At 63.9% G+C, this 12,347-nt stretch carries 13 protein-coding genes and 1 pseudogene; 9 read left to right on the forward strand and 5 right to left on the reverse strand.

Features of this window, described 5'->3' with window-relative positions; all coding sequences use genetic code 11:
* Positions 1-169: 169 nt before the first annotated feature.
* The gene (locus MF4836_RS00195; protein ID WP_078469117.1) at positions 170-1,693 is read left to right on the forward strand and encodes a sensor domain-containing diguanylate cyclase; all 1,524 of its coding nucleotides are present in this window, start codon (positions 170-172) and stop codon (positions 1,691-1,693) included.
* Between the two features lie 77 nt (positions 1,694-1,770).
* Here MF4836_RS00195 and MF4836_RS00200 read toward each other — a convergent pair whose 3' ends face one another.
* A complete protein-coding gene (locus MF4836_RS00200; RefSeq protein WP_078468551.1) occupies positions 1,771-2,706 on the reverse strand; it encodes a bifunctional 5,10-methylenetetrahydrofolate dehydrogenase/5,10-methenyltetrahydrofolate cyclohydrolase in 936 nt (311 codons plus the stop codon).
* A gap of 293 nt (positions 2,707-2,999) precedes the next feature.
* Positions 3,000-4,001: an AraC family transcriptional regulator gene (locus MF4836_RS00205; protein WP_078468552.1), complete on the reverse strand. Its 1,002-nt coding sequence runs from the start codon at positions 3,999-4,001 to the stop codon at positions 3,000-3,002.
* Between the two features lie 218 nt (positions 4,002-4,219).
* Here MF4836_RS00205 and MF4836_RS00210 point away from each other — a divergent pair, with 218 nt between their 5' ends.
* Entirely contained in the window at positions 4,220-4,975 is a 756-nt protein-coding gene (locus tag MF4836_RS00210) for an EAL domain-containing protein (protein WP_078468553.1), read from the forward strand.
* 16 nt (positions 4,976-4,991) lie between these two features.
* Here the strand turns inward: MF4836_RS00210 and MF4836_RS00215 are convergent, their stop codons facing one another.
* Positions 4,992-5,354 (reverse strand): YceK/YidQ family lipoprotein, encoded by a 363-nt coding sequence (locus MF4836_RS00215; protein WP_238596102.1) that lies wholly within the window; start codon positions 5,352-5,354, stop codon positions 4,992-4,994.
* A 95-nt stretch (positions 5,355-5,449) separates the two neighbouring features.
* Positions 5,450-5,686, reverse strand: a complete 237-nt coding sequence (locus MF4836_RS00220) for a YceK/YidQ family lipoprotein (protein ID WP_238596103.1) — start codon at positions 5,684-5,686, stop codon at positions 5,450-5,452.
* Positions 5,687-5,834: 148 nt separating this feature from the next.
* Here MF4836_RS00220 and MF4836_RS36040 point away from each other — a divergent pair, with 148 nt between their 5' ends.
* Entirely contained in the window at positions 5,835-6,146 is a 312-nt protein-coding gene (locus MF4836_RS36040) for a hypothetical protein (RefSeq protein WP_078468554.1), read from the forward strand.
* A gap of 28 nt (positions 6,147-6,174) precedes the next feature.
* Here the strand turns inward: MF4836_RS36040 and MF4836_RS00230 are convergent.
* Positions 6,175-6,681: pseudogene (locus MF4836_RS00230) on the reverse strand (DinB family protein); the annotation flags it as partial.
* Between the two features lie 176 nt (positions 6,682-6,857).
* On the opposite strand from MF4836_RS00230, the gene MF4836_RS00235 reads away from it, so the two are divergent.
* The 6 genes from MF4836_RS00235 (at position 6,858) to MF4836_RS00260 (ending at position 12,341) form a co-directional block, all read left to right on the forward strand.
* On the forward strand, positions 6,858-7,376 hold the full coding sequence (locus MF4836_RS00235; protein WP_078468555.1) for a hypothetical protein: 519 nt from the start codon (positions 6,858-6,860) through the stop codon (positions 7,374-7,376).
* Between the two features lie 82 nt (positions 7,377-7,458).
* Positions 7,459-7,968: a hypothetical protein gene (locus tag MF4836_RS00240; RefSeq protein ID WP_078468556.1), complete on the forward strand. Its 510-nt coding sequence runs from the start codon at positions 7,459-7,461 to the stop codon at positions 7,966-7,968.
* 24 nt (positions 7,969-7,992) lie between these two features.
* A complete protein-coding gene (locus MF4836_RS00245; protein ID WP_078468557.1) occupies positions 7,993-8,352 on the forward strand; it encodes a hypothetical protein in 360 nt (119 codons plus the stop codon).
* 185 nt (positions 8,353-8,537) lie between these two features.
* Positions 8,538-9,809, forward strand: a complete 1,272-nt coding sequence (locus MF4836_RS00250; protein WP_078468558.1) for a cystathionine gamma-synthase family protein — start codon at positions 8,538-8,540, stop codon at positions 9,807-9,809.
* Between the two features lie 150 nt (positions 9,810-9,959).
* Positions 9,960-11,408 (forward strand): amino acid permease, encoded by a 1,449-nt coding sequence (locus MF4836_RS00255; protein ID WP_078468559.1) that lies wholly within the window; start codon positions 9,960-9,962, stop codon positions 11,406-11,408.
* A gap of 42 nt (positions 11,409-11,450) precedes the next feature.
* Positions 11,451-12,341, forward strand: a complete 891-nt coding sequence (locus MF4836_RS00260) for a LysR substrate-binding domain-containing protein (RefSeq protein WP_078468560.1) — start codon at positions 11,451-11,453, stop codon at positions 12,339-12,341.
* Positions 12,342-12,347: the final 6 nt, after the last annotated feature.

The following is a 12,347-nucleotide window of genomic DNA, read 5'->3' on the forward strand; positions in this document are numbered from 1 at the left end:
TGCCCAAGGCGCCGATACAGGGTGTATGGTTCTGCTGGACCGCCCGCTGGCGGCGTGTTCAGCATGACGGCGCTGTTGCTCGGCCCTGGGGTTTGTCACTGCCCTTGGGGGTGACGATCCTGAGCTTCGCGCCTTTTTGACGATTGCCTATTGCACCGGTGCTGCCCTGTTGAAACGCGATCTTCGGCTTGCCTCATTGTTGACCTACCTGGTGTGTTCATCGGTCATTCTGTTGACGCTGTGGCAGGTCTGGACCGCTCGCGACAACACCCTGAGTGATATCCAGACCGATACGGTCAACCTGACCAACGCCCTCAACACTTACACCGACGGCATCTTCAAGCAGAGCGAGCTGGTGCTGATCGGCCTGGCCGAGCGGGTCGAGCACCTGGAGGATGATCCGCGCCAGATGTCGCGTTTGCGGGGGGTGGTGGCGCAGCAGATGGCGGCGTTGCCGCAGCTCAATGCGATGTTCTGGTACGACGCCCAGGGCGATCTGAAGTTTTCCACGGTGACGGCGTTGGGCCCGATGAATGTCACCGATCGCGAGTTTTTCACCTACCACCGCGACCACCGCTCATGGACCGCGTTTATCGGCCCGGCGATTCGCAGCCGTGCCACCGGCGACTGGGTGATCCCGGTGAGTCGGCGCATCGACTATCCCGATGGCTCCTTTGCCGGGGTAGTGTCGGTCAGCATCGGCCTGGATTACCTGCTGGGTTTCTACAAGCGCATCCACGTCGGCGACACCGGGGTTATCAGCCTGACCTCGTCCCAGGGGCGCCTGCTGTTGCGTTATCCGTTTCACGAAGCGGACATCGGCCGCGACCTGTCTTCGGCGCCGATCTTTGCCCAGGCGCTGGAGGAGCAGGATTGGGGCACTGCGGATTTCGCCTCCAGGGTCGATGGCATGCGCCGTCTGTATGCCTTTCGCAAAAGCGACCAATACCCGCTGGTGACCACCGTTGCCGTGGGCCGTGACGAGGCCTTGCAAGGCTGGTGGAGCCAGACCCGGCAATCGATGGCGGTGGTCCTGCTGCTGTTGGGGCTGGTTCTGGTGCTGGGGCGGCGTTTGATCACCCATATCAACCGGCGGATTGGCGCGGAGCAGGCGCTGCTCGCCAGCCAGGGCACCCTGCTGGAACTGAACCAGGCCCTGGAGGTGCTGGCTTCCCAGGACAAGCTCACGGGGCTGGCCAACCGTCGCAGTTTCGACGGCTTCCTGGACATCGAATTCAAGCGTGCTCGGCGCACGGGCAACCCGTTGTCGCTGGTGCTGATCGATGTCGATGTGTTCAAGCGCTACAACGATCACTACGGGCACCTGGCAGGGGATGAATGCCTGAAAAGCATCAGCCGCCTGATCGAGGAGTGCGTGCGGCGCCCCGGGGACCGGGTGGCGCGCTACGGCGGCGAAGAGATTGCCGTGGTCCTGCCCAATACCGATGAAGCCGGGGCGCGAGCCGTGGCCGAAACCATCCGCCAGACCATTGAGCGCGCGGGCCTGCCGCACCTGGGCAGCCCGTTCGGGATCATTACCGTGAGCCTGGGGGTGGCCACCTGGGTGGCGCAGGATGAGCCTTGCGACCCAAGCCAGTTGATCGAACTGGCGGACCAGGCGCTGTACTCGGCCAAGGCCCAGGGCCGCAACCGCACTCACACCTTCGCCCATCCGTCCATCCACGCCCTGTAGCCGCTGACCCGCCACGCGCGGCTGCGACCAGCAACAGGGCGTGCCGCCGCATGCCCGAGCGCGCGGCGGGTCAGCGGTTACAGAGCCGGTTCAGGAGTGCCATGTGCCGGCTGGGATGCGGCCTGGGCGGCGCGCTGCAACTGGCTGGCGACCAGGGTGTTTTTCAGCAGGTAGGCAATGGTCATCGGCCCCACGCCGCCCGGCACCGGGGTGATGGCGCTGGCCACGGTGCGCGCGCTGGCGTAGTCCACATCGCCCACCAGGCGGCTGCCGGACTCGCCGGCAATCCGGTTGATCCCGACATCGATCACCACCGCTCCGGGTTTGAGCCAACTGGCGTCGATCATCTGCGGCCGGCCCACGGCCGCCACCACGATGTCTGCCAGGCGGCACAGCGCCGGGGCGTCGACGCTGCGCGAGTGCACCACGCTGACCGAGCAATGGGCCTGCAACAGCAGGGTGGCCATGGGTTTGCCGACAATGTTCGAACGGCCGATGACCACCGCGTGCAGGCCGCTCAAGTCACCGCAGGTTTCGTGCAGCAGGCGCATGCAGCCGCTGGGCGTACACGGGGTCAGGACGTCGATGCCCTGCACCAGGCCGCCGACGTTTTCCCGGTGGAAACCGTCCACGTCCTTGATCGGGTCGATGGCATGAATCACCGCCTGTTCATCGATATGGGCCGGCAACGGCAGTTGCACCAGGATGCCGTTGACCGTGACGTCGGCGTTGAGCCGGGCGATCAGCGCCAGGACTTCGGCCTGGCTGGCGTTGGCGGCCAGCAGGTATTCCAGGGAGCGGATCCCGACTTCCTTGGCCCGTAGCAGTTTGTTGCGCACATACACCTGGCTGGCCGGGTCTTCACCGACCAGGACCACCGCCAGGGCAGGGAAAATCTGTTGCCCGGCCAGGGCCAGGACCTCTTCCCGGACCTCGTCGAGGACCAGGGCAGAAATGGCCTTGCCGTCGATATCGCGGGCAAGTGAAGGGGTGCTGCTGATCAAAGGCGTCACCTTGAGCGTGAAAGAGTAAGGGGCGAGGCGGTCATCGGGCGGCGGATGGCCTCAATGCCGGAGCCGAGACCTGAAGCCGCGAAGCAGGCTACCAGTTGCTGGCGGGCCTGCACCAGCCGCAGTCCTGCTGCCAGGGTGACGCAGAGCAAGAGATCGGTAGTTTTTGCCATGCGAGGCGATCGGCGGCGCCCTATGGGCCCAGCCAGGTGAATGTGCACGCTGTAGCCGCTGCCGAGCCCGCGAGGCTGCGCTGGCCCTGGAGAGCGCCGGCATTGGGTCAGGACCACCGGCCTTCAGCATCGTGCGCGATAGCGCCCCGGGGTCATGCCGAACCAGCGCAGGCAGGCTTTGTGGAAGCTGCTCTGGTCGCGAAAGCCCAGCAGGGCGCCGATGTATTTGACGCTGCGGGTCGAGTTGCGCAGGAAATTATGGGCGAGCATCAGCCGCGCCTCATCCTGCAGCGCCGAGAAATGCATGTCTTCATCCCCCAGTCGCCGTTGCAGGCTGCGGGCGCTGACCCCCACTACCTGGGCGATATGGTCCAGGTTGCTCGACCCGCCCTGGGCCAGCCGCTCGGACAGCACGCGCCGCACCTGGGCGGTCATCGAGCCGCTGAGCAATTGGTTGAGGCGGGTGCGGGCGTATTCCACATGCAGCACGTCCAGGGCCGGGTCGGCGCTGGGCAGGGCGATCGCGCAATCGCTGGCGCTGAAGGTCAGGCTGTTGTGCGGGGCGTCGAACTGCAGGTTGTTGCCCAGCAGGCGCCGCAACAGGCGGGTGTCCTCGGGTTCGGGGTAGGTAAAGGCCGCCGCCAGGGGCTGGGGCTTGTGGTTGGGCAGCAGCCAGTGCACCAGGCCCAGGGTCTGCGCGGTGCCTGCGTCGATAAACGGCCGCGGGGTCAGCGAGGGTTCGTTGGTGATGTCGAAGCCGATCAGCTTCAACGCATGGGGTTTGCGTTCCAGGCACATGCAAAAGCCATTGCTGACCAGCGAGTGGTAATCCACCAGCCGCTGCAAGGCCGCGCCCAGGGTCGCGCATGACATCACCGCGTAACCCAGCACCTCCAGATTAGCCGGGTGTGCACGGGTATAGGCCAACAGCCCGAGGTCGGCATTGCCGGTGCGTTGTACCGCTTCTTCCATGACCTTGTAGACCAGTTCCAGTTTGACGCCCTTGGGGTTTGCATAGACGTCCTCGCCACTGTCGAAATGCTTGAGCAGAGCGTCAACGTTAGCTCCTGCATCACTCAGGGCATGGGCAAGCACCCGAAAACTGGCGCTGGTCATTCTGTGCATAGTTCTTCCTGGACTAGTGGCTAAGTGATATCGCGCGGGCCGTTGCATGATCGCAATAAACAAATGGCCGCAGTCGATTAACCGGGTATGCGCGTTTCCCAGGACAAGCGAAAGGTACCCGGGAACACTTCCGGGCAGCTCTCCGAGGGTCGATCATGGCCGGCAATCAACCATGGCCGTGGCGCGCAACTCGCCGTGGCCCTGCCTATGGACGTGTCATGCAAAGAGTCAGGGACTTTTACCGGGAGCTGTCACGGGGCCAGTTGCTGTTGGCCTTCCAGCCTGTGGTGTGGCTGCCGGGCAGCAGCCGCGTGTTGTATCAGGAGGGATTGCTGCGCCGTGCCGATGCCCAGGGGCCCGAAAGTTATCCCTTCGCCCTGATGGAGCAGCACCAGATGATGCGCGACCTCGACCGCAGCGTGGTGCAGTGCGTGATCGACCGGTTGCAGGCCGATGAGCACCTGCGCCTGGGCTGCAATATCTCTGCGCAGAGCGCGATCATCGACACCTTCTGGCAGGAGATTCTGACCCAGCTGCGGGGCACGCCCTCGGTGGCCTCGCGGCTGGTGATCGAGATCACTGAAAGCGCCCGTCCGCCCAGCACCGGGGCGGCCATCGAGTTTGTCCTGTGCTTGCGCGAGCTGGGTTGCCGGGTGGCCATCGATGATTTCGGCTCGGGCCTGGGCACCCTGGAATTCATCCGCAAGACCCGCCCTGACATCGTCAAGATCGATCAGGGCTACCTGCAGCGCGCCCGCCTGGAAACCAACAGCGCCCAGACCCTCGGCCACCTGGTGCAACTGTGCAAGACCCTGGCGCCCTGCGTGATTATCGAAGGCATCGAGACCGAGGCCGACCTGGCCCTGGCCACCGCCTGCGGCAGCGAGTGGGGCCAGGGTTACCTGTTCGGCCGGCCCCGGGCCGACGCCCTGGGCGCCAGTTGTCGCTTGCGTGATCGCCCGCTGACTGCCTGAGGCCCGGGCCCAGGGGTCAGTGTTCCGATGGGTGCTGCAGCTCGTATATCTCCTCGGGCGTCAGCGGGGCCACGGGGGCGGGGTCGTAGTCATAGGGCTGCATTTTTGGCCGCTCTGGCTGGACCGCATCGTAAGGCAGCAGCACGGTGTCGATCAGCGCATCCGCTGGCAGGGTGACGACGATATAGACCGGGCACACCACCGTGACCCAGCATATGCCCCGCAGGATTTTGCCGTAGCCCATCTCATACCCGGTGAGCAGCTGGGCGCTGGTCTTGGTCCCACGGTAATAGCGGTCGTCGCGCCAGTCGTAGGTCCCCGGAACCCGGGCCATATAGGTGCCGCAGCCGGAAAGCAGCAGCGTATTGAGCAGTAGCAAGCGGGCGAGAATCTTGATGATGAGGTTTCCAGGGAGCAAGGCCGGGCAGCAAGACACCCGGCGCAGCACCGGGCGAGCAACGGGTTGAACGCGGGTCAGGCGTCGACGGGCAGCATCACGGTGTCGACCACCACATCGGCCGGCAAGGTGACGATGGCCACGACCGGGCAGACGATGGTGAACCAGCAGAAGATCGTGGCGTAGCCGTCGTAGCCGCGTGCGCCGTAGGTGGTGAGCAGCGCGACGTTGGCCGAGGTGCCCTGGTAGGTCCCCGAACCGCTGGCGTTGGAGCTGAGGCGGGCAATAAAGGTGCCGCAGCCGGTGAGGGACACCAGGCAGAGCACGAGCAGGATATTGAGCGTTTTGATGAGGCCATTCCTTAGCGAGCGGTTTTTTCCGCGCGCATGGTCGCAGAAGCCTGGGCTTGACGCTAGATTGTTCGCCCTCAATCAACGACTAACACCGGGGAGCTGGCTGGCGATGACGATTTACCGCACCACAGGTGAGTTATTTATCGAAGAACCCATGCCCTGGGGCCTGCGCGGCGACCCGTATTTATGGCGGGCCATGGCCGCGCATTTTGCCAATACGCCGCTGCCGGCAACGGCGGCAGAACTTGAGGATTCGATCACCCAGGCGTTCGAGCGGCTGACTGGCAAACCCCTGGCGACGCCAACCCATTTTTTCGTCGAAACCTTCGCCCATGGCGGCATGAGCAGCGGCGGTATTTCCCCGCAGTTCTGGCGCGAAAGCGCGCTGCCGCTGCTGCTCGGGCGCCTGGCTGCAGGCTGATCAGCGCGCGGGGATCAACCCCACCAGGGTCGGTATCACCCACCTCCACCCCGGCCTGAGTCAGCAGAGTCGTGGCCTGGCCCCGGTGGTGGGTCTGATGATTGAAAAAATGCAGCAGCAGGGCGTAGAGGTTACGCGCGCCGGTTTCGCCTTGCAGGTTGCGGTACTGCAGGTCGTGATCGAGGTCGGTTTCGCTCAGGGCCTGGGTCCAGTCGAGCAACGCCTGGTCCAGTGCCTGACGCTGTTGCCACAGGGCCCGAATATCGGGCGCCAGCAACGCCTTGAGATTCACCGGCGGCGCCATCTGCCGCAGCGGTTCCAATGCCTCGTGCCGCGCCGGGTGTCCGGCAAAACGCTGGAGCCAGACGATGTCCCCCGCCAGCAGGTGATTCAAGGTCCCGAGGATCGAGCCGAAAAAGGCTTGGCGATCGAGGCCGATGGCGCTGTCCGGCAGGGTCATCGCCGCGGCGTACAGGTTGTGGTTCATCCACTGGTTGTAGCGGGCCATCAGGCACAGGTGTTCGGTGCGGGTCATGGTGCAGTCCTGCAGGTCGTGGTCGCTGGGCAAGGGCGACAGCTTGGCCTCGCCCAGGATCGCGGCGCAAGAAATAAGCGCCTTTTTTTCAAGGCCGGCCAGGCGGGCGATCATTCGCGGGACGCGATCAGGCGCAGTCAATTATCCTGCGCGCCAAACGTTGATGAGGGAACACGGTGAACGACTCGGAACAGGTGGCGCTGTTTGTCCTGCTCAAGGCCTTCGACAGGTTGGGTCCTTGGCTTGAAGGGCAGGGCATCGCACTGCCGCAGCAGGCGCATCGCTTTATCGACCTGGCCTGGGGCTGCCTGGCGGCGGGAGCTGCGACCTTGAACACGCAGGCCCTGGACGCTGCCATAGACGCAGCAGTGGTCGATGAGCAGGGCGCAGGCACCGCCGAGATTCTGAAAAACCTTTACCTGTATGCGCTTGCCGATTTCGCGATGTTTTTCTCCGAGGCCACGCCCGCCAGTTTGAGCGCAGCCGAAAGCGCCATCGTCGATGCCTATGACTATGGGGCAGGGCAACAGTATGTGCTTGAGCGCAAGCAGGGTAAGGCGGTGGTGTTGAGTGTCGAGGATGAGCAGGCAATCGCCGGGATGCCGCTGTACCGTGATGCGGTTGCCTCATTGCACGCGGACCGGACCTTCGCCCAAGGCCTGGGCGACTGGGCCCGGGTCTTGGAGTATCGCTGAGCGGCCGTTATCCATCAGCGGTATGCCTGCCTGAAATCAAAGTGCTTGATCCGGATGTCCATGACGAACCAAGGAGCGCGTTGTGCAAGACGCAGTCGCAGTAGAAACCATCAGGGCCGCGTTGTACGCCACCACCGGCAAGAAGGTCGGCAAGCGCGTGCAGGCACTGGCCATCGAGCATGCCAGCCTGGCCTTGAGTCACGAGCATTACCCCGACGCGGGTTTTGCCCTGCTGCTGGAGATACTCACGGTCGATGCGTTGTTCAATAAGCGCGGCATCGAGTATTTCCTGGTGAACCTGGCCGCCGACATGCACCAGTTGTCGCTGGCGCAACGACAGGCGTTGTTGCAGGTGGCCGGCGAAAACTACCCTCGCTACACCTACCTGGACGGATGTTGGGTCCTGGGTGATCTGATTGCCCGGCACTATGAAAAATCCCAGGCCATGGCCTTTTTCAAAAAGGTCTTTCGCAGCGCCAGCGCCGAAGGTCAAGAGGGCGTGGCCCTGGGGCTGGATGTCATTGCCCGCCATGCAAAACGCGACCCGGGAGTGGTCAGGGAAGTGCAGCGGATCTTGAGGTCTGCGTCGTGAGGCAGCAGGAGCAAGGGGCACAACATGTTCGATGAATACCGGGCGGATACCGCCGTCTACCAGGCGCTGGAGCGCCACTTCAGCGAGTTTTTCCAGGCTGAAATCAAGCGCCGGCAGGCAGACGCCAACCTGATGAATACGCCTTACTACAGGACCACCTTCGCCAATGGCCAGCCGTTTTTTGACGGCAATCCGATCTTCTCCGCCAAACATGAACGCACAGGCGAAACCCTCAGGGTGGTGCTCGACGAGGACATTCAGCCACTGTGTTCTTACCTCGACAAAGAGGGGCAATCCGAGCGGGTGATTGTGGGCCATGTCTCGGCGCTGGCCGACATCCGGCAGCAAGTGGCGCAGTGGATAGCCGTGCAGCTCGGCGTTTGAACAACCCTTGCCCGAGGGGGGAATGGGGCCTGACTCCAGACGCGTGCATGGCTCCTTCCAGCCATTAAAAAAACCGCCCCTTTGGCCCCGATAACATCGTTTCTCGGGGCGTGGGCTTTTCTCTATATTGGCCCGCAGATCCAGCGCAGTCCCTGACTGCGCGCCCTTTAGCGTGAGCCTTCACCATGAATAAGAAACCTGAAAGCACAGGGCTGCACTCTGCCGGCACCGGGACCCGCGTGGTCTGGGGCGGCGAGCAGGTCAAGCACCCCTACAACGCCACCCAGACGCCGATTGTCGCCAGTGCCGCCTACGGCTACGACGACATCGACCAGTGGTACGACGTGGCGCTGGGCAAGGCCCCGGGCTTTATCTACAGCCGCATGAGCAACCCCACGGTGGAGGTGCTGGAAGCCAAGCTCTGCGCCCTGGAAAACGCCGAATCCGCCGTGGCCTTCAGCAGTGGCATGGCCGCCATCAGCAGCGTGCTCTACAGCTTTTTGCAGCATGGCCAACGGGTGGTCTCGACCAAGGACAGCTACGGCGGCACCAACAAGATTTTCGAAGAGTTCCTGCCGCGCATGGGCGTGGCGGTGACCCTGTGTGAAACCTTCGACCATCAGCAAATCGAACGGGAAATCGCCAAGGGCTGCGATGTGCTGTACCTCGAGACCCCGACCAACCCGACCCTGAAAATCGTCGACATCCAGCGCCTGGTGGCCGCGGCGAAACAGGTCGGTGCGCTGGTGGTGGCCGACAATACCTTTGCCACGCCACTGAACCAGAACCCCCTGGCCCTCGGGGTGGACGTGGTGATCCACAGCGCCACCAAGTTCCTCAGCGGCCACGGCGACGTGTTGGGCGGCCTGGTGTGTGGCAGCGAAACGCTGATGGCCCAGGTGCGGCACTACCGGGAAATCAACGGCGCCGCCCTCGACCCGTTTTCGGCGTACCTGATCATCCGCGGCATCAAGACCCTGGCCCTGCGCGTGCGTCAGCAGCAGCACAGCGCGCGGGCCCTGGCTGAGTTCCTGGGCAGCGAGCCGCTGGTGGAGTCGGTGAATTACCCGGGGCTGCCCAACCACCCGAATCACGCCGTGGCCTGTGCGCAGATGCGCGGCTTTGGCGCCATCGTCAGCTTTGTGCTGGTGGGCGGCATGGACACGGTCAAGCTGCTGCTGCCGCGCCTGCGCTATGCCCATTGCGCCGGCAACCTGGGGGCGGTGGAAACCATCTACGGCCCGGCGCGCACCACCAGCCACGTTGAAAATACCCTCGAAGAACGCCTGGCCCTGGGCATTTCCGAAGGCCTGGTGCGGGTCTCGGTGGGCATTGAAGACACCGACGATCTGCTCGCCGACCTGAAGCAGGCTTTCGCCTGGGTCAGACGTTCACTGCAGCCGGACGCTGCGGTCCAGACATCCCTGGCCGAACCCTGCGTTGAGGCCGCCAACTGAGTTCAGCCACACCCCCTCACGGCAAGGTCGCCGTGAGTTCTCCATGAAGAGCCAAAAAAAATAAAAACCTGTCGGCATCGCCTTTGATTTCTGCCCGTGTCTGTGACGCAGACGTCGACCCTTGCCCTGACCCCTTTCATGAGAAAAATCATGTCCAGTACCCCACAACAAATCGCCGCGCGCAGCGGCTTCAAGCAGGAAATGCAGACCCGCCACATCGTCATGCTGGCCTTGGGCGGCGTGATCGGGACCGGGCTGTTCCTGACCTCCGGTTACACCGTCAACCAGGCCGGTCCTTTGGGCGCGGTGATCGCTTATATCATCGGCGCGCTGATGGTCTACATGGTCATGATGTGCCTGGGCGAGCTGGCGGTGCAGATGCCGGAAACCGGCTCCTTCAGCACCTACGCCACGCGCTTTCTCGGCCCGGGCACCGGCTACACCGTGGCCTGGCTGTACTGGCTGACCTGGACCGTGGCCATCGGCTCGGAATTCACCGCCGCCGGCATTCTCATGTCGCGCTGGTTTCCCGACACCCCGGTGTGGATCTGGAGCGCGCTGTTCGCCGGGGTGGTGTTCCTGACCAACGTGGTGTCGGTGCGCCTGTTTGCCGAGACCGAGTTCTGGCTGTCGCTGGTGAAGGTGATCACCGTGGTGGTGTTTCTGCTGATCGGTGGCGGGGCGATTCTCGGCCTGTTGCAGATCGATCAGGTGCACAGCATCGGCCTTGGCAACTTCACCCGCGAGGGCTTGTTCCCCACCGGTTTCATGCCGATTGCCATGACCTTGCTGGCGGTGTCGTTCGCGTTTTCCGGCACCGAGCTGATCGGCATCGCCGCCGGTGAAACCAAGGACCCGCAGCGCAATGTGCCGCGGGCGATCCGCACCACCGTGCTGCGCCTGGCGATCTTCTTTGTCGGCACCATCTTCGTCCTCGCCACCCTGTTGCCCCGGGAGCAGGCCGGCCTGGTGGAGAGCCCGTTTGTCACGGTGTTCACCTACATCGGCATTCCGTACTCGGCTGACATCATGAACTTCGTGATCATCAGCGCGCTGCTGTCGGCCGCCAACTCCGGGCTGTATGCCGCCTCGCGCATGCTCTGGACCCTGAGCGACCAGGGCCACCTGCCCAAGCAGTTCTCGGCCCTGACCCGCATGGGCACGCCGCTCAACGCGATCATCGTGAGCATGGCCGGCGGCGCTGCGTCGTTGCTCAGCAGCGTGTTCGCCGCCGACACCATCTACCTGGCGCTGGTGTCGATCTCCGGGCTGGCGGTGGTGGTGGTGTGGATGAGCATCGCCGCCAGCCAGATCGGCTTTCGTCGGCACTATGTGGCCAATGGCGGGGATATCCGCGACCTCAAGTTCCGGGTTCGCGGCTACCCCTGGGTGCCGCTGGGAGCGCTGGCGTGCTGCGCCCTGGCCTGTGTCGGCATCGCCTTCGACCCGGAGCAGCGCGTGGCCCTGTACTTCGGTTTGCCGTTCATCGCCTGGTGCTATTTCGTGTATTACATTACCCGCACCAGCCGCGAGCGACGCTTGTCGCTTGCTTCCTCGGCACACCCGGCAGATGCGCTCCAGGCGCGCTCCACGGGTTGAACACGCGCGTTCGGTGCCGGGGGCGTCAATGAGGTTCGGGTCATGAAGCAAAAGACATTACCGCCACTGAACTGGCTGCGGGCCTTCGAGGTGTCGGCCCGCTGCCTGAACTTCACCCACGCCGCCGAGGAACTGTTCCTGACTCAGGGCGCGGTCAGCCAGCAGATCCGTCAGCTCGAAAGTCACCTCGGTGTGGCGCTGTTCAAGCGCCTGCCCCGGGGCCTGGGCCTGACCGAAGAGGGCCAGGCCTACCTGCCGGTGGTGCAGGACGCCATCACCCGGCTGGCGGTGGGCACCAACGAGATTTTCGGCCAGCACAAGCGCCGGCCGCTCAAGGTGCGCGGCAGCCTGTCGTTTTTCGTGCACTGGTTGGCGCCCAAGCTGGTGGATTTTCGCCAGGCCCATCCCCACGTCGATATCCGCTACATCAGCAATATCTGGGTCAAGGAACTGGACGGCGAGGACGACATGGAAATCCGCTGGGGACACGGTCAATGGCCGGGGCTGGTGTCCCAGCGCCTGACCTGGGACACGCTGTTCCCGGTGTGTTCGCCGGCGCTGATGGCGCGCTCGCCGCTGCGGGTGCCGGCAGACGTGGGCGAGCATCCGCTGCTGCACGTGCTGGGTTACGAAGAGGGCTGGGGCTACTGGTTGAACATGGTCGGCGCCGAGGGCGTGGACTCGTCCACCGGTATGCAGTTCGACACCCTGATTTCCACCCTGCGCATGGCCGAGCTGGGGCAGGGCATAGCCCTGGCGCGCTCGTCGATGGTCGATGAAATGCTGGCTGACGGGCGCTTGATCGAGCCGTTTACCCAGCGCATCGAAGCCAGCGAATCGTTCTATCTGGTACGCGGTTCCGGGGCCGATCAACACCCCGATGCCGTGATGTTTTCCACCTGGCTGGTTGAGCAGGCACACCGTTTCAAATAGATGGCT

This window comes from Pseudomonas sp. MF4836 (assembly GCF_002018875.1).
In the GTDB taxonomy this organism is placed as follows: Bacteria; Pseudomonadota; Gammaproteobacteria; order Pseudomonadales; family Pseudomonadaceae; genus Aquipseudomonas.